This is a genomic window from Methylovulum miyakonense HT12 (assembly GCF_000384075.1).
GTDB lineage: Bacteria > Pseudomonadota > Gammaproteobacteria > Methylococcales > Methylomonadaceae > Methylovulum > Methylovulum miyakonense.
In genome coordinates, this window is record NZ_KB913025.1 from 652,236 (window position 1) to 678,784 (window position 26,549).

General features: G+C 49.7%; 25 protein-coding genes and 1 tRNA gene. 19 read left to right on the forward strand and 7 right to left on the reverse strand.

What is annotated here, in order from left to right; translation table 11 throughout:
- The first annotated feature begins 161 nt into the window (after positions 1 to 161).
- From METMI_RS26700 to METMI_RS0103410, 10 genes are all read left to right on the forward strand, one after another.
- A complete protein-coding gene (locus METMI_RS26700; protein ID WP_019864821.1) occupies positions 162 to 383 on the forward strand; it encodes a hypothetical protein in 222 nt (73 codons plus the stop codon).
- A gap of 63 nt (positions 384 to 446) precedes the next feature.
- Entirely contained in the window at positions 447 to 887 is a 441-nt protein-coding gene (locus METMI_RS0103370) for a hypothetical protein (RefSeq protein WP_019864822.1), read from the forward strand.
- Positions 888 to 971: 84 nt separating this feature from the next.
- Positions 972 to 1,469 carry a lectin-like protein gene (locus tag METMI_RS0103375; protein WP_019864824.1) on the forward strand — a complete coding sequence of 166 codons (498 nt, stop codon included), beginning with the start codon at positions 972 to 974 and terminating at the stop codon, positions 1,467 to 1,469.
- 18 nt (positions 1,470 to 1,487) lie between these two features.
- Positions 1,488 to 1,760: a hypothetical protein gene (locus METMI_RS0103380; RefSeq protein ID WP_019864825.1), complete on the forward strand. Its 273-nt coding sequence runs from the start codon at positions 1,488 to 1,490 to the stop codon at positions 1,758 to 1,760.
- A 30-nt stretch (positions 1,761 to 1,790) separates the two neighbouring features.
- On the forward strand, positions 1,791 to 2,021 hold the full coding sequence (locus METMI_RS0103385; RefSeq protein ID WP_019864826.1) for a hypothetical protein: 231 nt from the start codon (positions 1,791 to 1,793) through the stop codon (positions 2,019 to 2,021).
- Positions 2,022 to 2,587: 566 nt separating this feature from the next.
- A complete protein-coding gene (locus METMI_RS27370; protein ID WP_198007884.1) occupies positions 2,588 to 3,688 on the forward strand; it encodes a hypothetical protein in 1,101 nt (366 codons plus the stop codon).
- Between the two features lie 9 nt (positions 3,689 to 3,697).
- Positions 3,698 to 4,399 carry a hypothetical protein gene (locus METMI_RS0103395; protein ID WP_019864828.1) on the forward strand — a complete coding sequence of 234 codons (702 nt, stop codon included), beginning with the start codon at positions 3,698 to 3,700 and terminating at the stop codon, positions 4,397 to 4,399.
- Entirely contained in the window at positions 4,396 to 5,499 is a 1,104-nt protein-coding gene (locus METMI_RS0103400) for a zonular occludens toxin family protein (protein WP_019864829.1), read from the forward strand. The genes METMI_RS0103395 and METMI_RS0103400 overlap by 4 nt, the downstream gene beginning before the upstream one ends.
- A gap of 563 nt (positions 5,500 to 6,062) precedes the next feature.
- On the forward strand, positions 6,063 to 7,280 hold the full coding sequence (locus METMI_RS0103405; RefSeq protein WP_019864830.1) for a hypothetical protein: 1,218 nt from the start codon (positions 6,063 to 6,065) through the stop codon (positions 7,278 to 7,280).
- 163 nt (positions 7,281 to 7,443) lie between these two features.
- Positions 7,444 to 8,418 (forward strand): phage integrase, encoded by a 975-nt coding sequence (locus METMI_RS0103410; protein WP_019864831.1) that lies wholly within the window; start codon positions 7,444 to 7,446, stop codon positions 8,416 to 8,418.
- Positions 8,419 to 8,479: 61 nt separating this feature from the next.
- Here METMI_RS0103410 and METMI_RS0103415 read toward each other — a convergent pair.
- Positions 8,480 to 8,555, reverse strand: a tRNA-Thr gene (locus tag METMI_RS0103415).
- Positions 8,556 to 8,622: 67 nt separating this feature from the next.
- Positions 8,623 to 9,717, reverse strand: coding sequence for an AI-2E family transporter (locus METMI_RS0103420; RefSeq protein WP_019864832.1), 1,095 nt, complete (start codon positions 9,715 to 9,717; stop codon positions 8,623 to 8,625).
- Positions 9,718 to 9,867: 150 nt separating this feature from the next.
- On the opposite strand from METMI_RS0103420, the gene METMI_RS0103425 reads away from it, so the two are divergent.
- From METMI_RS0103425 to METMI_RS0103435, 3 genes are all read left to right on the forward strand, one after another.
- Positions 9,868 to 10,824 carry a single-stranded-DNA-specific exonuclease RecJ family protein gene (locus METMI_RS0103425; protein ID WP_019864833.1) on the forward strand — a complete coding sequence of 319 codons (957 nt, stop codon included), beginning with the start codon at positions 9,868 to 9,870 and terminating at the stop codon, positions 10,822 to 10,824.
- A 33-nt stretch (positions 10,825 to 10,857) separates the two neighbouring features.
- Positions 10,858 to 11,490 (forward strand): adenylyl-sulfate kinase, encoded by a 633-nt coding sequence (gene cysC / locus METMI_RS0103430; protein ID WP_019864834.1) that lies wholly within the window; start codon positions 10,858 to 10,860, stop codon positions 11,488 to 11,490.
- Positions 11,491 to 11,877: 387 nt separating this feature from the next.
- Positions 11,878 to 12,633 carry a class I SAM-dependent methyltransferase gene (locus METMI_RS0103435; protein WP_156829759.1) on the forward strand — a complete coding sequence of 252 codons (756 nt, stop codon included), beginning with the start codon at positions 11,878 to 11,880 and terminating at the stop codon, positions 12,631 to 12,633.
- A gap of 168 nt (positions 12,634 to 12,801) precedes the next feature.
- Here METMI_RS0103435 and murU read toward each other — a convergent pair whose 3' ends face one another.
- Both murU and METMI_RS0103445 read right to left on the reverse strand, forming a co-directional pair.
- A complete protein-coding gene (murU, locus tag METMI_RS0103440; protein ID WP_019864837.1) occupies positions 12,802 to 13,482 on the reverse strand; it encodes an N-acetylmuramate alpha-1-phosphate uridylyltransferase MurU in 681 nt (226 codons plus the stop codon).
- Complete coding sequence (locus METMI_RS0103445; RefSeq protein WP_019864838.1) at positions 13,479 to 14,495, reverse strand: aminoglycoside phosphotransferase family protein; 1,017 nt, start codon at positions 14,493 to 14,495, stop codon at positions 13,479 to 13,481. The genes murU and METMI_RS0103445 overlap by 4 nt, the downstream gene beginning before the upstream one ends.
- Before the next feature lie 112 nt (positions 14,496 to 14,607).
- On the opposite strand from METMI_RS0103445, the gene lptD reads away from it, so the two are divergent.
- From lptD to METMI_RS0103475, 6 genes are all read left to right on the forward strand, one after another.
- Entirely contained in the window at positions 14,608 to 17,340 is a 2,733-nt protein-coding gene (lptD, locus tag METMI_RS0103450) for an LPS assembly protein LptD (RefSeq protein WP_019864839.1), read from the forward strand.
- The gene (locus METMI_RS0103455) at positions 17,337 to 18,644 is read left to right on the forward strand and encodes a peptidylprolyl isomerase (protein ID WP_019864840.1); all 1,308 of its coding nucleotides are present in this window, start codon (positions 17,337 to 17,339) and stop codon (positions 18,642 to 18,644) included. Before lptD ends, METMI_RS0103455 begins: the two co-directional genes overlap by 4 nt.
- A 146-nt stretch (positions 18,645 to 18,790) precedes the next feature.
- The gene (locus METMI_RS0103460) at positions 18,791 to 19,345 is read left to right on the forward strand and encodes a DbpA RNA binding domain-containing protein (protein WP_019864841.1); all 555 of its coding nucleotides are present in this window, start codon (positions 18,791 to 18,793) and stop codon (positions 19,343 to 19,345) included.
- A gap of 59 nt (positions 19,346 to 19,404) precedes the next feature.
- Positions 19,405 to 20,577 (forward strand): ribonuclease D, encoded by a 1,173-nt coding sequence (gene rnd / locus METMI_RS0103465; protein WP_019864842.1) that lies wholly within the window; start codon positions 19,405 to 19,407, stop codon positions 20,575 to 20,577.
- A gap of 19 nt (positions 20,578 to 20,596) precedes the next feature.
- On the forward strand, positions 20,597 to 21,565 hold the full coding sequence (gene ygfZ, locus METMI_RS0103470) for a CAF17-like 4Fe-4S cluster assembly/insertion protein YgfZ (protein ID WP_019864843.1): 969 nt from the start codon (positions 20,597 to 20,599) through the stop codon (positions 21,563 to 21,565).
- An 86-nt stretch (positions 21,566 to 21,651) separates the two neighbouring features.
- A complete protein-coding gene (locus tag METMI_RS0103475; protein ID WP_019864844.1) occupies positions 21,652 to 22,632 on the forward strand; it encodes a COX15/CtaA family protein in 981 nt (326 codons plus the stop codon).
- A 228-nt stretch (positions 22,633 to 22,860) separates the two neighbouring features.
- Here METMI_RS0103475 and METMI_RS0103480 read toward each other — a convergent pair whose 3' ends face one another.
- From METMI_RS0103480 to METMI_RS0103490, 3 genes are all read right to left on the reverse strand, one after another.
- Entirely contained in the window at positions 22,861 to 24,174 is a 1,314-nt protein-coding gene (locus METMI_RS0103480) for a metallophosphoesterase family protein (RefSeq protein ID WP_019864845.1), read from the reverse strand.
- Positions 24,175 to 24,340: 166 nt separating this feature from the next.
- Positions 24,341 to 24,601 carry a hypothetical protein gene (locus tag METMI_RS0103485; RefSeq protein WP_019864846.1) on the reverse strand — a complete coding sequence of 87 codons (261 nt, stop codon included), beginning with the start codon at positions 24,599 to 24,601 and terminating at the stop codon, positions 24,341 to 24,343.
- Between the two features lie 233 nt (positions 24,602 to 24,834).
- Positions 24,835 to 26,445, reverse strand: a complete 1,611-nt coding sequence (locus METMI_RS0103490; protein WP_019864847.1) for an NAD+ synthase — start codon at positions 26,443 to 26,445, stop codon at positions 24,835 to 24,837.
- Positions 26,446 to 26,549 lie beyond the last annotated feature (104 nt).

Below are 26,549 nucleotides of genomic sequence, written 5' to 3' on the forward strand. Positions count from 1 at the left end.
ACCAACCCTAAAGCATCATCACTAGCTGAACGCATGGATAAAAACCAATTGTTCAAACTTTATGACCGCGCTTTGACCATTGTCATGGTTTTTGCGTTTCTTGGCGGTTTTTTGTGTTCTCAGGTTTTACACCTTAGAAATCACTAACAAAGGTACTAAAAATGGCAACAACAACCTACCACCTATACGAACCCGCATTAACTGACGTCCAGGAACCCGAAACCACCTATTGCAAATACTGTGGTGCCGAAATCCTAGCTGGCCGTTTCTACTGTGACACCCAATGCCGTAACCACCATGAAACCGAACTTATCAACCTAGGCCTACTAAGCCCCGGCACCCACATAAACCACAACCACAAACGCCCTAATCTAAGCCGTTAGAGCCTACGGCCTTCAAAAGCTCAAAAAAACCACTGAAAAACCCACAAAAAAGGAAACCTAACCATGTCAGACCACAACACATTTCTAGGCAACATGCAAACCACTGTAGTTGGTAACGTCATCTGCATCACGAAATACGAAATCGACGCCAATAGCAAAGGCGGCTCCATCTGGGTAAGCAAACCCAACACAGGCCGGAACCCCAACATCATCGGGGACGAACTCATAAAAATTCGCATCCCCTTTGAAATGTTTGAACAACAACGCCAAAAATTGGAAGCAAAAGAAATCACCCTTCCGGGCGTATTTGAAATCTTGGCCGACATAGATATGGGTGGACAAAACAAAGCCGCCCTAACCGCCCTATCCATCAAACCCTACAAACCTGGCCTGCCCACCGCTGACGACCTCGCCGCCAAACCCAACGGCGACAAACCGACGGACGGCAAACCGCCAGCCACCACAACAGGCAACCAGACCGTAACCCAACGCCCAACCGCGTAACCGGAAAAAACGATCCATTTCACCCGTCAGGGTAAAACCGTTCCGGCGGCTCCGGCAAAACCACCCAAACCATAGGACACTTACATGAAAAGTCTCTTAACAACCCTAAAGCAAATCGTGACGGCTGGTGCGCTCGCCGTCATTTCCCTAAACAGCCATGCCGCCAACCCCTCCTTGGTCATGCATTCGCCCTCAAACGGCAGTAATTATATCGCCTATTACGACGTCATGACCCGCACCAACGCGGACAACTACTGCAAAACCAAACAAGGCCACCTGGCCGTAATCAACAACAACACCGAAGCCGCCGAACTGAAAAAGCTGCTCCTGTTGAACCCAGCCCCCTACTGGCTAGGCGTCACTTATGCCAACTCAACGGCAACCTACACAACCGCCACCTCACAGGCCTACTTCGCACCAACCAATATTGGTCTTGGTGGCTCGTTTTATGAGGTCGATTTTAACAACCATACAATTGTTTTAGACGAGTACCTGTTCTATGACTCGTCCGACGATTCCTTCAATTATTACAACATCGGCTCGCATTACTTCGTCTGCGAGTTTGAAGACTCGGCAATCTGATAAGGGCGGGTCAATACCATGGCAACCTGTGTTAAGTCCGTCCGTGACCCCTCGGACACCATCGACCTTCTGCAAGCCACCACAACCACGCTTGAGAGTTGCACGGATTACGTCCTATTGACCGCGTCAGAATTTACAAGCCTTCCCACGCTAACCGACATATTTACCATTCCGGTTGCAGAAGACTTACAACAAATGTGGATGGCTGGCTTTAGTTTGCCAGTCATCGCATACCTGACGGCATGGGCTTTTGGTGTCGTCATTAACTGGTTCAGTGACAAAGAACACTGAATTTTTCAACCTTAAAGAAAGGAAAAAACTATGAAAACCTCAAAAACCCGGCTGGTGACAGTCATCCAAACCGCTTTGGCCGTCACTGCGGCTTCTGTCATCTTGTCCAGCCCTGCCAATGCCGCCCTTGATTTTACTGATGTTACAGGGGCGATTGACAATGGAACATTGCTTGCTGCTATTGGTGTGCTAGCTGTTGTTAAGGTGGCTCCAGGCTTTGCACGCTGGGGCTTCAACCAAGTTATCCGCTGGTTCCGTTAATTTTCAGAAACCTTGGGGGAGGGGCTTCGGCCTCTCTTCTCCCCAGCATAAAGGCCAAACAATGATTTTCTTAGTCCTCTTCTTCCTGTCCGGTTTAGTCTCCGCTTATGCAGTGATAGCAGGGTTTACCCATGCCTAGGCTAATCATTTTTTTGCTTTTCTTCATTTCCTCAAATGGTTGGGCGAATGGCACCACATGCCCGTCCATCAATCCGACGTTAACCAATACCCGTTGTTATTATGGGGGCAGTGGTTTTAAGAGCTCTCCCATACTTGTGCTTAATGCCCTTTGGGCTACGGATACAAACCGCTGTGATCCCTATACGGGTGGCCCTGCGGATGTTAACTGCACCCACACCAATGCATCGGGGGTGGCTTATGATGTTGCCGTCCACTGTACCTCAACCCAGTCCTGTCCGGCTGACTATACGTTGTCAGGTAACCAATGTATTGCAACGGTTTCAACCATTTGTGACGCTCCCCTGAATTGTCAAACCACACCAACAGTAACCACTGTAGGCCAAACCCAAACCATTAATTGGGAAGTTGAAAACCAAGCCGCCCATATGTGCGACCATAACAGCGTCAGCTGTACCTTCCCGTTGGTTGCCAATGTTGAAATGAAACGCTGTGACCTCGATTGCGGCAACGGCTCAATCATCGACCCGTCAACAGGCGCACAATGTCCGGCCTGTATTGGCGGGCAAGTCCGCAACCCTAATACAAACGTCTGTGAAGACCCGCAATGTGATCCGCCTAAATATCTGAACACGGCAACCCATAGCTGTGCTGACGAACCCAACTGCATAGGCGGCCAAACCCTAGATACTAGCCAGGTTCCGCATGCTTGCCTTGATCCCCAGTGTGTTTCCCCCCAAGTGCTTAACCTGGCCACGCGGCTGTGTGAGACACCGCCCGATATCTGCCAGCCAGGATACACCTTGGTCAATGGCGTTTGTACCCTGGATCAATGCCAAGCCCCTAAAGTCCAGTGCAATTTTGGAGGCCAGCAGGTTTGCTTGACCTTCTGCGATGGTCCCAATGGCACTGATGGCGATGGCACGGACGCTGACAGCTCCGGCAGTGGTTCAGGGTCTGGTGACGGGTCGGGATCGGGCGGTGGTTCAGGATCGGGTGACGGTTCCGGTTCCGGTTCCGGGTCGGGATCAGGTGAAACCGCAACCCCAGGCACAATGACCAATCCTGGCGGCTCTATCGGAAACTATACGCCGCCCAGCTTTGAATCACTGGGGGCGGGGATGGGGACGCCATCGGCTCAAACCTCCAGCGGTGCAAGCGTCACGTCCAATTCAACGGCTGGCACTCCGGCAATGGGTCAGTTTACGCCTGCAATTAGTGCGCCTGATCCAAATCTGGGTAAATGGTACACGCCAACCACCGATACTTATCAGGGTGTCCTTTCCGACACTATCGCTGCCATCCAACAGCAACCCATTATGCAGTTCGGGCAGGATATATTTGATGTCCAGATAGGCGGCGGTTCTTGCAGTCCGCTTGTATTTCCTGCCGTCATGGGTATGGATGAAATAACATCAGATTGGATTTGTGCTGACTTTATGGAATATTTCTGGCCTATCATCCGCGCCATTGTGATAGGAAGCGCGGTTTTCATGGCATTTCGGATAGCCCTATCCGGTCTTTCTTAAGAGGGTAATATGCAAGCGATCGTCACAACCCTAGTCAATTTTTACTATGCATTGGTTGCGTTTTTAAAAGACTTTTTCAATTCGGTAGGGTCATTTTTTAACGCGGCTCTTCAATCGCTGGTTAATCTGTTCAATGCCATCACGGCTTTTTTCCGTGATGCGTTCGCCTCCATCAAGGCATATTTTGACGTTTTCATTAATTTTATCGTGAGTGTGGACACAACGATAAAGCAATGGCTTAGGGACTGGAACGAATGGGACAAACGCCAATTTGATGTATTTGTAAACTTCATCAAGGATCACTTCTTAACGCCGTTAAAAAGTTTCTTTGATGCCCTATTGCAAACCATAGGCAATTTCTATGATTCGGTTATCACTTATTTGTCTAATGTTATTGAGTCGCTGGCTAATTTCCTTATCGACCTGCCTCTTATGGTTTTTAAAAAGTTGCCTCCATTTGTCCTATGGCTTTTCCAGTGGGCTTCTGACTCTTGTTCGTATTGCATTGGCTCGGTTCAGGGCTTAGGTTCTATAAGTACGTCATTCCACGGCATTTGGGACGATATAGCGTCTTATGGTTCCACGTTGCTTTATTGCCTTAACCGTGCGGGTGTTCAGGAAGCGTTGTATATCCTGACCTGTGGCCTAATTGTCTGGTCGGCCTTCAAATTGATTTCAATCTTTAGTTCCTTTGTTAAGGCGGCCTTATGATCATTTGCCACGAAGGCTTGCCCCGTTCCGGCAAATCCTATGAAGCGGTTGTCAGCCGGATACTGCCCGCCTTAAAAGAAGGCCGGAAAGTCTTCGCCTATATTGAAGGGCTGAACCACCAGCAATTTGCGGATTTGCTGGACAAGTCCCTTGAAGAAATGCAGCGGCTGCTGGTCTTTGTCCCTAAAGAGCATGTGAAGCAAATCCATTTGCACGTTGAAAATGACGCCTTGGTTATTATTGATGAGTTGCAGGATTTCTTCCCAATGTCAAAACAACCCCTGGACGAACAACAAACAACCTTCGTCACCCAACACGGGCACCGCGGACTTGACATCATCGTCATGACACAGGATCACCGTGACTGCCACATGCTTTGGAAACGCCGCATTGACCAGCTGATTACGTTTGTCAAAAGGGACGCGGTCGGGCAACCCAATGCCTACACCTGGACAACCTACAAGCAAAGGGCGGGCAAGTTTGAGAAGCTGAATAGCGGCTCCGGCAAATATGACCCCAAGTATTTTGGCCTTTACAGCTCCCATGAACCAACAACTCTTAACAAAGGGAATTATGCGGATGATAGGGCGAATATACTTAAATCGCCCGCTTTTAGGTTTTATTTTCCGGCTTTTTTTGTGGCTTTATGTTTTTCTATTTATTACCTGTATGGTTTTTTTCATGGTGCCCATCCTGTTGTTAAAGTCAAAACTAAACCGCCCATTGAACAACCTCCTAAAGACAGACCGCCAGAAATGGCCATGCCCGCCAATACCGCCGCAACGGACAAGCCACCCGAAAAACCGACAGCCACCGCCAATTACCTCGACGACATCTTAGCCAAGTACAAGCCCCGCCTAGTTGGATTGGTTGAAAATAAGGAACGCACAAAAATGGTGGCCATCATTGAATTCCTGGATGAATCCAACCGCGTTTATGAGCGGCTCACCATCCCGCAAATCGTGGGCTTTGGCTATTTCGTGGTCAGGAAACCGTATGGGCTGCTACTGATGAATGGCCAGCACCAATACAGCGTTACTGCTTTTCCCATTGACCGCTCCGTGAATATTAGCCGCCATACCGATATCGCCCTTAAATAACGGTTTCTAACCGATAGCGTGTTTAAACCGCGCCCAGGCCGGGAGTGCAGGGAAGAGCCACCCGCCCTAGGGCATGGCGGGCTACCCTGGCGTTTTTTAAGGAATGAGACCCGTTTTATTAGGTGCGGGTGGTTTTTTCTTGAGTTGGAAAATCTTGGCTTTGTTTTTAGTTGCTGGCTGTTTGAGCACAGGGACGTGTGAGTTTCCAGCGGCTAAAAATAACGCGTAGATAGGCCAGGAAAGATAAAGGCGTCCGTGCCAACAAAACGTCGACATGACTGCAAAATGACAGGGTAGCCCGCCATGCCCTAGGGTGGGTGGCTCCCGTAAAGGAAAGGACGGGCGCGGGGCTAGTTATCCTACCCATTGGATCAAGTTAAAAAAATAATCGGTCTGGCTAACGTCCTTGTATCACGTTAGTTAGACCTTAAACGATAAGCCCGTTAAGACTCACTTAACAACGGTCGCAACCCTTAAAAGTTCACTTTATGAAACTGTCAGACAGATATAGCCCTGAATCCCTAGCCAAGTCCTCTTTACCGGATAAAACGGGTCGGTTATTTATGAACCATCATGCAATGATGGATTTAAGCAATGTTGAAGTCGTTGGGGCTTCCGTCGATACCATCCGCCAGCTTTACTTCGGTATCCCTAAGCCTTACTTGATTGAGAGTTTCCAGCAAGAAATTGAACAAAAAGAACAGTTTTTCCATTTATCCATGCCTAATGAAAATGACCGGTTCCATACCGAACCTTTCCACCTTGCCAAAATGGGCAAAGTGGCGCGGTATCGTTACAAATTACAAAACAACGAGTTAGGCGTTGTCATCCTGTTTGGCTCTTACTACAACCTGATAGAAAATGAAGGCCAACATCTAAAAATTGAGCTGTCACCTAAGTTTATATCCTGCCGTACTGCCAAAAGCATCCAGGACTATATGGACACCCTGGCCAGTAGGCTGCTAATGAAATACGAAGCCAAAGGCTGCTCTGTCCATCTGGCCTGTGATTACCAGAACTTCACCCTCCCCCGTAATTTCCTAGATCACCTGTCAACCTATAGCCGAACCATAAAAGCCTATGATGGGGTGTCCCAGATAGACCTATCGGACATTAGCGAGGCTGTGACCACTTACGGAAGCCCGAAACAAGAACGTAACTACTTGATAGGTAAGCCTGATTGTGTGCAAATGGCCATCTATGATAAATCGTATGAAATCGTCAAAAGTGACAAAGTGGATTATTTCCACAATGAATGGGGAACGTATTCCCTCGGTGTCTACGATCCTGAAAAAGTGGTCAGGCGTATTGAGGCCAGGATACACCACAAAGTCATCAGAGAAATTGGCCAGGGGATGGGTGTCCAGCTGGAATCCTTCGAGCAAGTCTCAGAATACCTGACCAATATCTGGCGATATGCCCTTAAAATCAATCGGTTTAACCTGGTCCAGGGCAAAGACATGCTGCATCCTTTCTGGCAATTGCTCATGGAAGATGTTCATTTCTACGTCCCTGCCCAAAACTTTGAAGTCTCCAGAAAAAAAAAGCAAAGTGTTGACCCTGTCGCCAAAAACATCACGTCCTTAGTGGGCAATTTTATAAGCCTCTGCGTCCGTCAAGGCTATGACCATGATGACGTGATGATATTCCTCAAGGCCATGCCCGTCTGGGGCAGGATCAGGCAATACTACAAAGAGCGGGGGCTAAATGAAACCGACATTAGGGAAAACATCAAAAAATCCATGCTCACACGGCGGCTATTGTCCAGACAAGCGGCTTAAATATGGCTTATTCATATGAACCTTGTAAATTCTGTCGTCAAAAAATACCTTTTGACGGTAATTATATGGGTCGCCCACGCCAATTTTGTAATGATGCCCATAAAATGAAGTTTCATCGGCTCGTTAAAAAATCGTTACGAAAGTCAGCCGGCGATTAAAAAAGATGGCGATAACCAAGCAAGGCGATAACTACAAGCTGGATTTCTATCCTGAAGGTAGGGCAGGGAAAAGGGTGGTTAAGCTCTTCCCCACAAAGAAAGCGGCTTTACACTATCAAAAGCAAGTCCTGTCTGGCCAAACCAAAACGGAAAGGCTGGATAACCGTCGTCTGTCTGAGTTTATAACGCTCTGGTACGATTTACACGGTCAGTCCTTGAGAAGTGCCAAAGTTACACGTCAATCTTTAATCCATCTTTCGGATTCTTTGAATGATCCGGTCTTGAGGCTTTTGTCAGTCTCAGATTATGCCATGTACCGCCAAAAAAGGTTAGAATCGGGTATCACTGAGTCAACCTTAAACAGGCAATTGATTGTTTTAAAATCGCTTTACCGTGAATTAAAGAGGCTTGAAGTTATCGCCTTTGAATTCCCTCTTCTAAATGTCCGCAAGCTAAAGCAAAGAAAAATGGAGCTGTCTTATTTGACTAAGGATCAAATCAAGGCACTATTTGAAAGTATCGACAATTCAAAAAACCCTAGCCTTAAACTGGTTTCAGAAATTTCATTGGCCACTGGTGCCAGGTGGTCTGAATGCCAGTGTCTGAAACTGGAAAATGTCCGTAACGGTGGATTTTATTTCACCCATACAAAAAATGGTGAATCAAGGTTTGTTCCCGTCTCCCCTGCCTTATTTACGCGTGTTCAGGATTTCTTAAAAAATAGCGAGTTCAAATATTGCTATGGTGCGTACCGTTCGGCTTTTAAACGTTCGGGGTTATCACTCCCAACAGGCCAGCTTGCCCACGTTCTCCGGCATACCTTTGCCAGCCATTTCATAATGTCAGGTGGGAATATCCTGGCCCTTCAAAAAATACTTGGCCATTCATCCCTTCAAGTCACAATGATTTATTCGCACTTATCGCCTGATTACCTTAATCAAGCCGTTGCATTGAATCCTTTGGAAAATCCAAAGGTGTAGTAAGAATGTAGTAATTTTCCAGAAACCACTACATAAATTGAATTATAACCACTTGATTTTATGGAGCTAGTGGGGGGAATCGAACCCCCGACCCACACATTACGAATGTGTTGCTCTACCGACTGAGCTACACCAGCATTTTGGTAAATTATAAAGGATTTATTAGGGTAATGAACAGGCTCTATTGGCAGATGAAAACAACCATCAAATGATATGTTCGGGGTCACCAATCCTGGGCCATGCCGTTAATACCGCCTTGACCACTGTCGCCAATGGGATCGCCAGAAACACCCCCCAAAAACCCCATAAACCGCCAAAAAACAGGATGGCGATAATAATGGCGACCGGATGCAAATTGACGGCTTCAGAAAATAGGAACGGGACTAGCACGACCCCGTCTATGGCTTGGATAATGGTATAAGCGACCAACATATACATAAAATCATCTCCGACTAGCCCCCATTGGAAATAGGTGACGATCAATACCGGGAAAGTCACCAAAGTTGCCCCGATGTAGGGGATGATGACCGACAACCCCATCAACACAGAAAGCAGCATGGCATAATTGAGCCCCATGGTGGCAAACGTGGCATAACTCATTAGCCAGAGGATAAACACTTCAGAAAACTTGCCACGCACATAATTGCCGATTTGGGTGTCAACTTCAGTCCAAACCCGCACGGTCAAATGCCTGTCCCTAGGCATGAATTGCAGGAACCAGGCAATAAATACGCTTTTGTCTTTCAAAAAGAAAAACACCATCATAGGCACCAGAAACAGGTAGACCAACGCACTGACCAAACCCAACACCGAAGCCGCTGACAAGGATAGGACGCTCTGCCCATAAGTCAGCAGCTCTTTTTGTAAGGCATTCATAATCTGCTGGATCTTGTTTTCGGAAATAAATTTTGGATACATGTCTGGCAAGCGCATGATGCCATTTTGGGCGTGGTTGATTATTTCAGGGATATGTTGCACCAATTCAACTGACTGTTGGGACACAATCGGCATTAAATAAAACAGCAAAAAAATCAAGCAGGCCAAAAATACGGAAAAGACCAGATAGACGGCCAGCAATCGCGGCAGGCCCCGTTTTTCGGCGTTACCTGCAAGACCTTCCAGCAAATAAGCGATGACGATTGACGCGAATACCGGCATGAGCAAATCGGACAAGAAATAAATCAACATAAAGATAACAATTAAGAGTATCGCTAACGAAACCGCTTGATTGTTTGGCAAAACATGACGGAGCGCCGTGCTCATGAACCTAAAGTTGGTTGATTTATCTTGGTTTAACATGAATTATTGGCTATTTTGACGAAATGATCGGGATATTCTACCCCCAATAAAGCGTTTCGCCCTATGCCATTTGAAGTGGCCTTGAAGCCATTTTGAATTAATCGTAACCATCTCGTACAATAGAACCCCCACCACACTTAGGATAAAACTATGCAAATTGATGTATTTAATGGTGATGCAGATGGTATTTGCGCCTTAGTGCAATTGCGGCTTGCCCGGCCTGCCGAAACGAAATTGGTTACGGGCATCAAAAGGGATATCCAGCTGTTGGAGGCGGTGTCCGTTGAAAAAGATGACCAGGTGACTGTGCTAGATATTTCTTTGGAAAAAAACCGCACCGCTTTGGACAGGATCCTCGCCAAAGGCGCGCATGTGTTTTATGTCGACCATCATCAATCTGGTGAAATCCCTGAGCATCCCCACCTTAAAGCCATTATCAACACCGATGCGAATGTTTGCACCAGTTTGCTGGTTGACCAACACCTTGAGGGAAAATACCGTGCTTGGGCGGTCACCGCCGCCTTTGGGGACAACCTGATTACCAGCGCCAAGCAGGCGGCCGAAACATTAGACCTATCGGAGGCGCAGTTAAGGCAGCTGAATGATTTGGGGATTTGCATCAATTATAACGGGTATGGCGGCAGCCTCAACGATCTGCATTTCGCACCGGACGCGCTGTTCCGGGAACTGTCCCCTTACGCATCCCCATTTGATTTTATGACTGACAATGCGGCGATTTATCAACAATTGTTAGGTGGTTATTCGGATGACATGGCACAAGCTTTGCGTATTAAGCCAGAACATCAGACGGACAGCATAGGGGTATACATTTTACCGGATGAGGCTTGGGCCCGGCGCATCAATGGCGTGTTCGGCAATGAGCTTGCCAACCAAACGCCCAACCGCGCCCATGCGGTCTTGAGTTTTACGGAAAAAGGCGATTATCAAATTAGCGTGCGCGCACCACTAACCAACAAAACTGGCGCCGATGAATTATGCTCGGCTTTCCCGACCGGAGGCGGGCGTAAAAGTGCGGCGGGCATCAACCACTTGCCTCTTGACCAGTTAAGTACATTTGTCACAGCTTTTGCAGAAAAATACCGATAACATCATTCCAACACTCACTCATCCGATAAATGTATGACTAACACGAAAAGTTCCAATACTGTCTGGCATCATGCCACTGTTACCCGCGCAGATAGGGAAAACCTGCATCAACACAAGAGTGTCATCATTTGGTTTACGGGGCTGTCCGGATCGGGGAAATCAACGCTGGCACATGCGGTGGAAGACCAGTTGCACAAAAGGGGCATTTCCACGTTTGTATTGGATGGCGATAATGTCCGCCATGGCCTATGTAGCGATTTGACCTTCAGCGACCATGACCGTGTGGAAAACATCAGAAGGATTGGCGAGGTCGCCAAACTGATTATTGAGTCGGGCGTGATCACGCTAACGGCGTTTATTTCCCCATTCAAATCAGACCGGAATGCCGCCAGAAACCTAGTCCCGCATGGTGAGTTTCTGGAAATTTATTGCCAATGCCCCATTGAAACCTGCGAACAGCGTGACGTCAAAGGCTTATATAAAAAGGCCAGGGCCGGACAAATCCCTTTTTTCACAGGCATTGATTCGCCTTACGAAGCGCCAGAAAACCCCGAATTGTCGGTCAATACAAAGGAGCAAACATTGGAAGAAAGCGTGCAGGCGGTCATCGATTTGTTGATCAGCAGGGGCATCATTAAGGACGCCCCTTCGGCCCCCCTGCCTTAGGCAACGTAAAGACCGCTGGCCGGATAGGCTTTATCGTCTCCGGCAAGTTTAAACGCCTTTTGCAATGTTTTATTTTGGCGATGACGATGCCAAACCCTGTTCCCGGCGAATGCCGCCAGCCCCAAAACCTTGGACAACAGGCGAAAGCCCGCCCAGCCGGGTTTGGGTTGAACGGCAAACCTTCCAGGCCTCTTCCGGAACGTCTAGGGCGGCTCCTTGCTTTCCATTGGCATGTTTAAGCCCCCTCCCGCTTCGCCGGAAAAGTTCTGGAAAACGGTTTGATGTGGCCCGCATCGCCCCCATACGCCGCCGCTCTAGCACCCATTGTGGATACGGCCTACAAGGCAAGAATCCCTTCAGCAACATCCACGAAGATTAGTCGTGTTTATGATCGCTAAACAACCGGATAACACCCAAATGAACGGCACATGGGAAAATTACGCCGAATTTAAAACCAACAATAGCTTGTCGGCACGTTACTACGCCTTTGTTACCGCCTGCTTCAAAGCGGGGATCAAAGCGGTGGCAGGCACTGGATATTTTGAGAATGCGCTAGATATTGCCTGTGGCACCGGTGACAACACGTTACTGGTCGCCGACCATGCCCGCGCCGTGACGGGCATAGATTTGTCACACGAACAGATCAAAAAAGCCCAAAGCAACCCCGCCCTGAACCACATCCGCTTTGAAGAGGCCGATTTCCTGAGCTATCTGCCTGATGGCAAATATGGACTGATTACGGCGGCTTGGTTCCATAACTACATCCATAACGGCACAGACCAGCGAAAGGTGGCCGAAAAAATCGCTACGGCCTTAACGGAAGATGGCGCGGTGGTGTTCCTTTTTCCGAGCGACAGCTTCACGCGCACCAAAACCAAAGACTATTTCGCCCGCCTGAACTGGCAACAAGCCTGGTATGAACATCAAGCCGATTTGGCCCGTGGGGTGTTCTCGTTCCAAGGTTCACCTTGGGACACCATGACCTGCTGGCAGCCGTTGTTCCTGTTTGAAACCTACCACCCTTATTTTGAACTGCATTTTCTTGACACCAAAAAGCTCTGCGTGGAAATGGGGTTTCTTGATGAAAGCTACTTGAACCCGACATTTGAAGTCATGTACGGGCGTAAACGCGAAGGCCTTTAGGAAGCCGGGGCAAAGCATACGGCAGTCCAACCCGCTTCCCAACATCCAACCCGGAAGCGTAGGCGGCAAACCTGATGCGGCCAGACTAAACGCCTATGTCTTATACATTGCGGCAAAAGGCCGCTTCATCATACATCCGGGAAACACGTTGGCAGATCAGAAGAACTTTTACCTAGAGCCAACCCGTTGCCCATAATAACCGTCCAACACCTGCAAACGCTCCGGCGTGCCTATGTCCATCCAAAACCCGGCAAAGTGTTGCCCGCTGACCCGCCGTCCCGTCATGGCCTGGCACAACAGCGGGGCAAGCTTACTCTTTCCGGAAGGCTGGCCTTTGAACAGCTCAGGGCTATACAAGCCGATGCCGCTAAACGTGTACTTTTCGCCGCCCTTCTCCAACACCTTGCCTGTGGCGTCCAAAGCAAAATCCCCTCCCGGATGGTGTATGGGGTTGTTGATCAGCACCAAATGCGCCAGGTCTACCGCCTGGTGTTTGAGCGAGGCGAACGGGAAATCGGTGGCGACATCGCCGTTGACGACCAGGAACACGTCCCCACCCAGCAAAGGCAAGGCGTTAATGATGCCGCCCGCCGTTTCCAGCCCCTCGTCGCCTTCGGGGGAGTAACTGATGGCCGCCCCCCACGCTTGGCCATTGCCAAAATAATCTTCAATTTGCCGGCCCAAATGGGCGTGGTTGATGACCACTTCCGTAAATCCAGCGCCGACCAACTGCTCCAGGGTGTGTTCCAGCAAGGGCTTGCCGGCGGCTTTCAATAAGGGCTTGGGGGTGTGGTCAGTTAACGGGCGCATCCGTTCGCCGCGTCCGGCGGCAAGTATCATGGCTTTCATACGTGGTCCCCAAGGGTTTGCAGGAAGCGGCCATAAGCGGGCCGTAGGCCTTCACGGACAACTTGGTCAAATTCTGCCAGTTCCGGGTATTGGCCGGTGACCGCCAGCACGTAGGCCAATGTCCGCGGGATGTCATGGAGGTAAGCGGATTTGCCATCACGCAAATGCAACCTGGAAAAAATGCCAATGGCTTTCAAATGGCGTTGCAAGCCCATCAGGTCAAACCAGCGGCTAAATTGTGGCAAACCACAACTTACCAGGCCAGTTGCTTGCAAGCGTTGGTAATACTGCGCCAACCATTGCCCGACCTGCCCTTGGGGCCAAGTGACATAGCAATCGCGCAATAACGACACCAGGTCATAAGTGATGGGGCCAACCACCGCATCCTGAAAATCCAAAACCCCTAGGGTGCCGCCATCAACCAGCATAAGGTTACGCGAATGGTAATCCCGGTGCACACAAACGGCCGGTTGCGCCAACGCCGAAGCGACCAGCAGGGACTCGACTTTTTCGGTTAGCTTCGCGGGGAGATCGGCATCCAGCAATTGGCCGGCAAACCAGTCGGTGAATATCCCCAATTCACGTTTCAGCAGGGCTTCATCATAACCCGGCAAACCGCTAGTTTCGGGGTCGGTGCGGGTTTGCAACGCAAACAGGCTGTCCATGGCCAAGTGGTATAAAGGGTTCGGGTCAACTGCCTTAGCCACCATATCCAAAAACGGCTGGCTGCCAAAATCCTCCAATAACAAGAACCCGTCCTCGAGGTTTTGCTGGAAAATCATGGGGGATTTCACGCCCGCGCTTGCCAATAACGTGGCGGCCTTGATAAATGCGGGGATATTTTCTTTGTCCGGGGGCGCGTCCATCACGACCATTTGCCCCTCTGGCGTGGTGACCCTGAAGTAACGGCGGAAACTGGCATCGCTGGATGCGGGTTGGAAATCATCAATGGTCAGCAAGAGATCATTTTCCAGCCAATCCAATAAACTGAGGGTTCTTAGGTCTTCAAACATGGCGTCCGATGCGGGTAGATTAGTTATCTAGCAGTTATAAATTGAGGTAGAATGCGTGTCCAGCATTCTATTCGATTTACTAACTATCACGCTAATAAACTTGATATCGCCTATGCTTCGCCGCTTATTCCTGGTTTTTTTACCGTCCCTGGCCACCTCAAACAGCTTTGCCGACCAATCGGCATGGTCGTGCCAGCAGGACAAAAGCAGTAACGAATGGGTTTGCGTCGATGACCATGGCCCGGCTCCGCAGGAGGCCCCCATTGATGCTCCGGAGCAGGAGCCAAGGCCTGAACCTCTTGCAGTAGCCCCCAATGAATCCCCTAAACCCGCCCCATTGGCCATTGACCGTCCCGCTAGCATAACGCCACCCAAACCAACAAACCTTGAAGCGGCCAAACCGGCGCCGGACATGGCCCCGCCACCCGTTAACGCCACCGACACGGCGGCAAGCCCGATGACCAAACCGGTGATAAAGCCCTGCGCCAGCGACCCCAAATGCGCCGGAACCGGTGATGGGGAAGACTCAAGTGGTTTCGGCTTCAGCCTTCTCGACCCCGTTTATGACCACCAGCAGGAACAAATTTTCCGCACCTTGGCCAGTCAATTTGAAAATGACCCGTGGGCAAACTGCACCGCCCCCACCGGCACCCAGAAAAATTACACGCCAGTCGACCGGATGCGTGACAAAACGCCGTTGGATGTCAAATCGAACTATTCGGAAATATTTGATAATGAAATCGGCAATTATTCCGGGAACGTGGAACTGAACCGGGCCGACCAACACGCGCAATCACACTCGGCAAATTATGACAGCGTTTCAGAAACCCTGGATTTGCATGGCGACGTCTATTACAGCGACGATGAACTGGCTTTGCATAGCGATTCGGCCACATTGAAATTGGCTTCCGACCAGGCCAAATTGCGCGACACTTTATTTGTTTTCCCGGCGACGCCCCTACGCGGCCATGCCCAAGCGGTTTACCGGGACAGCAAAGATTTATCCCATTATCAAGGCGTCACTTACACCAGCTGCCGTCCGGGCAACCAGGATTGGGCATTGCATGCTTCAGAGCTGAAATTGAACAAGCTGAAGGGCAAGGGTTCGGCGAAACATGCTTGGCTTGAATTTAAAGGCACGCCCGTTTTTTATTCGCCTTATATGAGCTTCCCGATTGACAACCGGCGCATGTCCGGTTTCCTTGCCCCCGTTTTCGGCAATACCCAAACGGGCGGCTTCCTTTTTTCAGCACCTTATTACTGGAATCTGGCGCCCAATTATGACGCCATACTCAAACCTAAATATTTTTCCAAGCGGGGCATTTTATTGGCGGCGGATTTCCGCTATATGTCCGAGCAATCGCTGGGCAAGATCAACCTGGAATACATGCCCCATGATGACGTCCTCAATACCTCGCGGTACCAGGGCTCACTGAGAAATACGACACAGTTCACGCCCAACATCAATGCCAACTTAGATTTGAATTATGTATCCGACAAAAACTATTTTGCGGAATTAGGCAATGCCCTAAGCTTCCCCAATTTCAGTTTCGTGAGGAGCCAGGCGGACATCAATTACATCAGGGAAGGCCTGATGTTCAGGACACGGGTGGAAAATTACCAGACCATCGACCCCACCTTATCTGGCATCCAAATCCCCTACCGCCGGTTGCCGCAAGTCAACCTGAACTTGGCGCACTCCTTTAACAGCGTGCCTGTCGACACGCAGTTGGAAACTGAATCAGTGTATTTCCAACATGATAACTTGGTCAATGGCCAACGCTTTAACTTCAAACCCTCGGTCAGCTTGCCCTTGCAAACCGCCAGTGCGTACCTGACACCCAAAATATCCTTGCAACACACGGAATATTTATTGACCAACCAAATTTCAGGTTTACCCCAGGACATTTCCAGGACATTGCCGATTTTTTCGACCGATACGGGCTTGTACCTGGAGCGTGACCTTAATGTCGCCGGCCAAAGCTTGGTGCATACCCTGGAGCCACGGCTGTTTTATCTGTACATCCCAAAGACTGACCAGACCCAAATCCCCCTGTTTGATTCTTCGATTTACGATTTCTGGTACAGCAACATGTTCCGCGACAACCGTTTTAGTGGCTCCGACCGCATTCAGGATGCCAACCAAATCACTACCGCGATCACTTCGCGCCTGGTTGACCCGGTTACAGGCACTGAAAAGCTGAAACTCAGCGTGGGCGAGATATTTTATTTCCGTAACCGGGAAGTGACGCTATGTGGCGCGTACCCGTCCAGCTTATGTGCGGTTAGCCCGGTGGAGACACAGCCGACATCGCCATTGGTTGCGGAGTTGAGCACCCAATTCAACCGGCATGTCGGTTTTGATTCCGGGATACAGTGGGATCCTGAATCCAACAGGATCGTCCGTGGCAAAGCGGTCGTCCATTTTGTCAATGAACCCGGCCAAGTGGTCAACCTGGGTTACCTGTACCGGCTAAACCCCCTGATCCCTAACCACAGCAACGACATCACCCAAAGTGACATGTCCTTCCATTGGCCTATTTACAACAACTGGTCAATGGTCGGACGCTGGCTGTATTCATGGCTGTATAATAGTACCCAAGATGGTTTTGTCGGCCTGGAAAAGGAAAACTGCTGTTGGCGTTTCCGTATCATTGGCCGCCAATACCTAAACAGCATCAATAACATCAATAACACTGACGTGCTCAGCAACAACACCGTCGAAGGCACCGCCCTGACCGGCATATTCTTCCAGATAGAACTGAAAGGCCTGACTGGCGTCGGCGAGCAATTGGATGACTTCTTCGTAAAAAGTATTTATGGTTACCGGAAACCTGGCAAATGATCAAACAACAACCCACCCCCGTTATTTTATTGTCCATCTTGCTCTGGAGCTTGCTGTCCGGCACTTTCACCGCAAAAGCCGAACCCCTTGACCGCATCATCGCCATCGTCGAGGACGATGTGATTCTGGAACGGGAGCTGCAAAAAGAAATGACGGGGATTATCCAACGGATAGCCGCCAGCAAGTCACAAATGCCGCCTGAGCAAATTTTGCGCAAACAGGTACTGGAAAAATTGATCATCGACAAACTGCAACGGCAGATGGCGGAAAGGGCGGGCATTACCGTCAGCGAAGACATGCTCAACAATTCGGCGGCCGATATTGCCCAGCGCAACAATATGAACTTGGAACAATTCCGCGCAGAACTGGAAAAACAAGGCATCCCCTATAAAAGTTTTTTGGACAATATGCGGGACGAAATCGCCATCAACCAGTTGCGTGGGCGGGAAATCGGCGGGCGCATTAAAGTCACCGACCAAGAAGTTGAACACTATATGGAAACCCAAGGCAAGGTCGGCGATGAATCCGTCCAATACCATTTGGGGCACATCCTGATCGCGCTTAAGGAAGGCGCCTCTCCGGCAGACATACAAAATGCCCAGCGCAAGGCTGACGACCTGGTCGCCAAACTCCGCGCCGGCGGGGATTTCGCACAGACGGCCATCAGCAACTCGGATGACGGCAATGCCTTGAAAGGCGGTGATTTAGGCTGGCGTACCCTCAGCACCTTGCCGACCCTGTTTACGGAAGGTGTCAGCAAAATGAAAACGGGCGACATCGCCGACCCGATCCGCAGCCCCAGCGGTTTCCACATCATCAAAATGCTCGAGCTTAAAGGCGGCATTGGCGACCATTTCATCACCAAGACCAAAGTCCGGCATATTTTGATCAAGACCAATGAACTGGTGGATGACGCCGAAGCCAAAAAACGTTTGCTGGGCTTGAAAGCACGGATTCTTGACGGCGATGATTTTGCCAACTTGGCGCGTTCCCATTCCGACGACAAAGGTTCGGCAATCAAAGGCGGCTCACTCGACTGGGTGTCACCGGGCGACCTGGTCAAACCCTTTGAAGAAGCCATGTCGCGCTTGGAAATCAAACAAATCAGCGACCCTGTACAAACCCAGTTCGGCTGGCATTTAATCCAAGTAATGGATAGGGAAAATAAGGATAATAGCGCCGAATATAAGAAAAATTTAGTCCGTGACGCCATCAGAAAACGTAAAATTGAAGAAGAAACCGAGTTGTGGATACGCCGCTTGCGTGATGAAGCTTACGTGGAAATCAATCCTGGCAACCTTTAAGGCATCGTCGCTTAAGTTGCCCTATTTTTCCGCGCCCTGGCGTTAAACCTAACGGCTTTTTTGGCTATCCACACAAACGCGAATACCCCAGGTGTAGCACACCTGGCGCCATCCTATCCAGTACGTAAAAAATAACTATAAAAATTGTGAACAACAGCAATAAAGCCGTCGAGCCTGACCAAAAACCCGAGCTGTTGAAGGAGTGTTTGCAACACATCCTGGCCCATACCCCATTAGACACCCAGCGCACCCTGGTACAAAGCCTGGCTGATGACCTGGGCATTGACCTATTGTCATGTGCGGCGGCGCTGTTTTACCTGACCCAACCGCAACCCGCCGCCCCTGCCCCGACACCGGAACCCGTCAACATAATCAAAATGGTGCGTTACCGCCTGGATGTAGGCAGCCAACACCAAGTCAACGCCGAAACCCTAAAAAAAGTCCTGGTCGAAGAATCCGGCGTCGACAAAAACAACATTAACAACATCAACATCCGTGGTTTATATACACTCATCGACTTGCCTGATTCCATGCCCCCGGACATTTTCCAGCATCTGAAAACGGTGGAAATAAATGCACGGCCGCTGGCAATAAAACGCGTAAAATCCCGTTATAAAAAACGCACTAACTTACATCGCCGCCGCAGCAAACCACACCCTGTAAAATCCGGCAAAGCTGCTGGCGATCCATGCGCAGACTGATCGCCACCCAGCCCCAACAACCTCTCTGCGGTTTTTCCCCATGATGGCCCGATAACTGTATGACCACTATCAACTACATAAACACACCTGAAAAACTGACCGCCGTGTGCGCCCTGATACGGGAAGCGTCCTGGCTGGCGCTAGACACCGAATTTCTTCGTGAAAAAACTTATTACCCTAAATTCTGCCTGTTACAAATCGCCACCCCTGACTGGGTGGCTTGCATTGACCCGATTGCCTTGCCGGATTTAGGCGAGTTATTTGCGGCCATTTACAACCCTAACATCATCAAAGTCTTCCATTCCTGCCGCCAAGATTTGGAGATTTTTTTTCAAGTCACCGGAAAATTGCCCACACCGATTTTTGACACCCAAGTCGCCGCCCCCTTGTTGGGTTTTCAGGACAACCCCGGTTATGCCATGCTGGTGTCCAGTTTCCTCAATATCAATCTGAGCAAAGCGCACACCCGCGCCGACTGGAGCAAGCGCCCGTTAACCGAAGCACAAATTGAATACGCGGCCGATGATGTCATTTACTTATGCCAGATTTACCAGATCATCATCAAAAAGCTCGCCGAACTGGGGCGCGCCGACTGGTTAAAACAGGACTTTGCCGAACTCTCGAATCCTGACATCTACCACATTGACCCCGCCAAAGCTTGGCTAAAAATCAAAGGCAAAAACAAACTCACCGGCAAACAGCTGTCCATCATCCAAGCGGTGACCGAATGGCGGGAAAAGACCGCCCAACGCGAAGACCGCCCGAAAAGCTGGCTATTGAAGGATGAGTTATTGTTCGACATTGCCAAGCTGCAACCTGAAAACATCAGTGACTTGGCCGCCGTCCGCGGCATCAACGAACGTGTCCTCCACCGTTATGGCAAAGAGCTTTGCGAAATCATCACGGCCGCCAAAAACCAGCCGCCCATCCCCCTGCATGAGCAGGGAAGGCCCACCAAAAAGACCCAGCAACAAGAAGCGATACTGGACATTTTGACGGCGCTGGTGCGTATCCGCGCCGAAGAAAACTCCTTGAACCCCAGCATCTTGGCAAGCCGTAAGGATTTGGAAGCATTGCTGTTCAATGATGACAATGATGATGCTGACGGATGCCCCTTGTTGCACGGCTGGCGATACACGATGGCGGGCAAGGAACTGGTCGGTTTACTGAAGGGTGAATTGGTATTGGGGATACAGGCTGATAAATTGGCCATTATGGCAGCCCACAACTAAAGGATCGGACAACCCCATCATGAACCCAACCTGGCAAAACTTCCTGCGATCGGCCCAAGCAGGCTTCCCATCCCCCACTGGAATTAGTTTTCCAGCCCGTCCCGCAGAACATCAGCGTATTTTTGCCCTGGCGCATTTGGGCGTGTTGACCGTCAGCGGCAAAGACGCGGCGACTTTATTGCAGGGTCAAATCACCTGTAACATTAAAGAGGTTACAGACGAACAAAGCAGTTTGGGCGCGGTGTGCAACCCTAAAGGCCGGGCCATCGCCACATTCTTGTTGATTAAACAAGCGGATGTTTTCCATCTCGTCTTGCCCATTGGCTTGCTGGAGACGGTCAAAAAACGTTTGGGGATGTTCATCTTACGCTCCATCGTCACCATCACCGACAACACCAACGCGTATTGCCTGCTAGGCATTACTGCCCCCCCGGCGCCCTCCCCCGGCGCATGGTTGGCCACGACCCGGCAAACCTTCATCAGCGTGCATTGGGGGGCGCGGGCATTGATCCTTGCCCCGCCCGATGCCGCCATCGCATTTTGGTCAGAACAGGTCAAGCAAGGCTTCCAGCCTGAAAATCCGGCAAACTGGCAGTTGCTCGACATTGAATCAGGCATCCCTTGGCTAAACGCAGAAACATCAGAAGAATTTGTCCCGCAAATGCTAAACCTGGACAAATTGGGCGGCATCAGCTTCACCAAAGGCTGTTACACAGGGCAGGAAATCATTGCCAGGACGCATTATCTGGGCAAAAGCAAACGCGGCATGTTGTTGGCGGAAGCCAGCATACCCGCACCGGAGCCGAACACCAACGTATTGGATGGTCGTGATGAAACCGTAGGGCAAGTGCTGGCGGCACAAACCGACGGGCAAAGCTGTAAGTTGTTGATCGTCATCCAACTTGCCGAAAATAACCAGTATCAGCTTAAGCTAGCGGATGGCACTCCCCTGCACATCATCCCGACAACTGAATATGGCCAAAGGTAAAAGGCGGACGATTTGGCTTCGCCCATCACAAAACCCGTGCGCTTTTGGTTTTAGCCTACCCTTAACCTTTGTTTTTATTGACTGTCATGCCCACTCCCATTGATAACCAAGCCATCATCCGTTTCCGCCGCTTAGGCACATTAACCATTTTCGCGGTGTACCTCGTCATACTTGCGGGCGGCATTGTCAGGGCATCGGGGGCGGGCATGGGTTGCCCCGATTGGCCCACTTGTTTCGGGCAGTGGATACCGCCGACCGACGAAGCCCAACTGCCTGCCAATTACCACGAAATCTACGCCCAACGCGGCTATGAAAACACCCAGTTCAATCCGGTAAAAACCTGGACGGAATACACCAACCGCCTCGTTGGCGTAACGATCGGGATATTGATTTTTCTGACCGCCTGGTCATCGCGGATTTTTCTGAAAACCGACAAAACCATTTTTTACTTGGCTTTAGGCAGTTTTTTCCTGGTGGGATTTCAGGGCTGGTTAGGCTCGACCGTGGTCGCCAGCAACCTGAAACCCGTCATGATCACCCTGCACATGCTGTTGGCTTTAGGCATTGTCGCGTTGTTGACCTACACCATCACCCGTTCGCAACGGGACTTTATCGGCCAGCTTGACACCGGACAACTGCCAGCCAAAATCCAAACCGTCTTGAAAGTGGCAATGGCGATGACTTTATTGCAAGTGGCAATGGGGACACAAGTTAGGGAAGCGGTGGATTTCATCGCCCACGAACACAGCTACATAGACCGCAAATACTGGCGCGATGATTTCCCCATCATTTTCTATGTGCACCGCTCGTTTTCCTCCATTATCTTGTTCACCAATTTGTGGATAGTCTGGAAACTGCGCCAGAGCATTGCTAAGGATAGCTTGTTGCTACGCACAGGATATGCCTTGGCAGGCTTGATCATCACCGCGATTTTAGCGGGCGTGACCCTTGACCGGCTTGGCGTGCCACCCGTTGCCCAACCCGTGCATTTGTTAATGGCAAATATGATCTTCGGCGTGCAGTTTTTTCTGGCGATGTGTTTGAATTATGCAGGAAAGCGTCAATAAAAATCAGCCTGCCAAACCTTATCGGCACAACGCCATTGGTTTGGCACGCAGCAAATGAGATAGGAGCTGTGGCTTGGCCACGAGGCAGGGAGAACAATCAATTTGAACAAAAACGTTAGGTTTTCCCCGGAAGGCATAACCTAACGTGGTTATGCGGATGATGATGCGGCGGGATAAAGGTAGGGGGAACCCTACCTTCGTATCATCACCACCGATCAGTTTTTAAGCTTAATGTAAAACAATTCCAGAATCTAAAGGGATTTTAGGGTTGGCCAATGTGTCATCAAAACCGTAAGTATTGAGAATAACCCTACCGCTCTGATGGATACCAACTCTCGCCCATGAATACATCCGGTCTTTGGGGTTGCCAGTTGAAACAGATGATTCAAAAGGCGAGCCGCCTGCACCAACTAACACCTGATAAGCGGAACCCGCTTGATTAAAGCCATTGATTTTTTGGATATTGTAACTGTGCTCATGTCCACAGAAATAAGTGGCCTTATACTTGACAATAATATCCCAGAAGGCTTTAGCCGCTATAGGGTCTTTGTCATTCAAAGAAGAAGTGCTGGATGGTGCTGAACCTAAGTAATTATAGAAAAACGCCGGTTTGTGGCCAAAAACAAAAAAGTGTTTCGCACCATTCGTTTTGGCAATATTTAAATCATTTTCCAACCAAGTGTTAGGCGCGTAACCATCTTTGCCAACTGCATCCGTATTGATAACCACAAAGTGGGACGTACCAATGTCAAAAGAATAGCTCAGTTGCGCCTGGTCAGTGCTAATACCATCTGGATTGCTAACATAAGGTGCAGGAGTGGTTGCTAACGTTGATGGGTCATAATACGGGTTGTTGAAGGGGTTAAAATTAGTTGCGGACACACCCGTCAATTTAGCCAAACGGCTGGTATCAAGAATCAAATCCCCCATATTGTCTTTCCAAGCGGTTTCGTTCTCAACTTGGGCTGACTTACCGCAGCGTTTACATTGCACTTCGTGGTTGCCAGGAACAGGCACAAGATAAGTGCCATTTTCCATCAAATTGGCAATCATACCCCGCCAGAAGCCATATTGTTTGTAGAACTGCATCAAATCGGAATTGGCCACATCGCTTACAGTAGGATTGGTAATGGCGGTTTCACCAACACCATTTGACGTTCTGGTAACAGGCACACCGGCCTTACCATACCCCATAATCATATCACCATTAAAAAACAACAGGTTAGGCTTTTGCGCCTGGATAGCACGTAAAATACGTCCCCAAGCTTTGGTATTTTGCAGCCATTTGCAATCTTGTGCCGATATGCCAGGGTTAGCGGTTAATCCAGTCCCTGACGGTGTTTGGCAATTACCCACACCGACCATACTTAAGTCTTTGACGCTTGGGTCTATATTTACAGGATCTTGGCGGGAGTCGCCCACGGTAGAGAAATTCAAAATAACTGGATCAGCGGCATGCGAAGGCGCACTGACCAGTAGGGCTGAAAACAATACGATGGACATTGCTTTCAATGGTTGAGAAAACTTTTTGCTTTTAATCACTTAACAGTCTCCGGTCTTAGAATATTTTAGGTAAGACCGGAGATAGTAACTAAAGATTATGACTTATTGATTACGGACGGAAATCTTATAGATGCGGATTAATTTGGGTGTCAGGGTGGGCACAAACCACCTGTGCCCACCCCCTATCCGGCTGGAACCGATGTAATTACGCCATCTGGTTCCATTTCATACCTACATACGAGCTTAACGCGGCTTTTACGTCATCAACAAAGAAACGTTCCAGGCCACGCCCCAAGCGTTGGCGTAAAACCAGCAACGCCTGGTCTTGCTCTAAAAAGCTTAAGGGTTCCTGATCGTTGCGGTATTTTGCCAACGCTTTCCTAACGGTTGAACAGAGATAGCGTTCTGTGCCTTCGGGGAGAGTGGCATGCAAATCGCGTAACAAATGAGGAGTAATTTTATTCATGGCGACCCCCTTTCTAATTTCGGAGTGATAAACCAAAATCCGTAAATTCTGCAAAACCTAAACTAAGGCCTGTCATTTAAAAATAACCTCATAAAAATTACCAATTCCAATAAAAATGTCAATAGCTTTCTTATGGTTTTGGCGGGCGCCTATTATCAAAAAACACCTAAATCTGCAAGCCATTAAATTAATTTGGCTTTTTTGGCACGATCTGACATCGGCTTTACATCGTGTTATATGCCCCGATACCCTGACGTAATCGGATAACGCCGATCCCTCCCAAACGCCCGTGAAGTGATTTTTATGCCAGGCGGCGACTGGCGGCGTTTGTATTCGTTCCTGTCCACCAAACTGATCGCCCGCGCCACCGCCTCTTTACTAAAACCAGCGGCGATAATTTCTTCAGCCGATTGGTCCAATTCCACATACCGCTCCAAAATAGGATCCAACACCTCGTAAGGCGGCAACGAGTCTTCGTCTTTTTGATCGGGTGCAAGTTCGGCGGACGGCGCGCGGGTGATGACCCGTTCCGGTATCACAGGAGAAAGGCTGTTGCGGTAATTTGCCAATTGGTACACCAGCAATTTTGGCACGTCCTTGATCGGTGCGAAACCGCCTGCCATATCGCCGTACAGCGTCGCATAACCCACGCTCATCTCGCTTTTGTTGCCAGTGGTCAGCAGCAATTTGCCTTGTTTGTTGGACATCGCCATCAAAACCACGCCACGGCAACGGGCTTGGATGTTTTCCTCGGTGGTGTCCTTGCGGGTACCCGCAAAAACATCGGCGAGCATGCCGGTAAACGCGTCCACGGCGGGTTCTATTGGGATCGTGTGATACTTAATGCCCAAGGCTTGCGCTTCCAACACGGCATCTTCGTTGCTCATGTCCTGCGTGTAACGCGACGGCATCAGTACGGCTTCGACCTTGTCCGCACCCAGCGCATCCACCGCCAAAGCCAACACCAACGCCGAATCTATACCGCCGGACAATCCCAACAAGGCGCCGTGGAAGCCATTTTTACGCACATAATCTTTAATGCCCAACACCAAGGCCTGGTATTCGCTGGCGACATCCTGATACAGCGGGGCACAAACACCAGGGATTGGCTGGCCACCCTCAAAATCAACCACGCTGACCTGCTCGGCAAATTCTACGGCGCGGAACACAATATCGCCTTGGGCATTCGCGACAAACGACGCACCGTCAAAAATCAACTCATCTTGCCCGCCGATTTGGTTGACATACACCAAGGGAATGCCCGCCGCCTTGACTTGCTGGCAAATCACCTCTTCACGCTGCTGGCTTTTGCCGGAATGGTAAGGCGAGGCGTTCAGCGTCAGCAGCATCTCCGCCCCCGCTTGTTGGGTCGCTATGATTATCCCCTCACGCCAGACATCTTCACAAATCGTCAGGCCGATAAACGTGCCGTCAAACTCGAACACGCATGGTTCGTTGCCCGCGGTAAAGTAACGCTGCTCGTCAAATACGCCGTAATTGGGCAAGGCCTGTTTGCGGTATTTGGCCAGCATCACGCCGTTATGCAACACCACCGCGCTGTTGTAAAGCTTGACGCCATCCCATTCAGGAAAGCCGACCACCACGCCAATACCGGTGATGGCATCGGCAATTTGGTAAATGGCGTTATTGGCGGCGGCGATAAAATCGGCGCGTAACAGCAAATCTTCGGCAGGGTAACCGATGACGCTCAGTTCGGGGAAAACAACAAGCCCGGCGTGCAGCTGGTCCCGGGCATGGATTGCGGCGGAAATTAAGTTTTCAACATTGGCGGCGATATTGCCGACCAGGAAATTGGTTTGGGCCAGGGCTATTCTTAGGGGCATAAAGAAGTAAAAACGCTTGATTAATCGAAAAGGCCATCTGGCCTACAGACCATAACACACTGTTTTAAAGGTTATTTTTATCAAATTTAAAAACGCTTGATGCC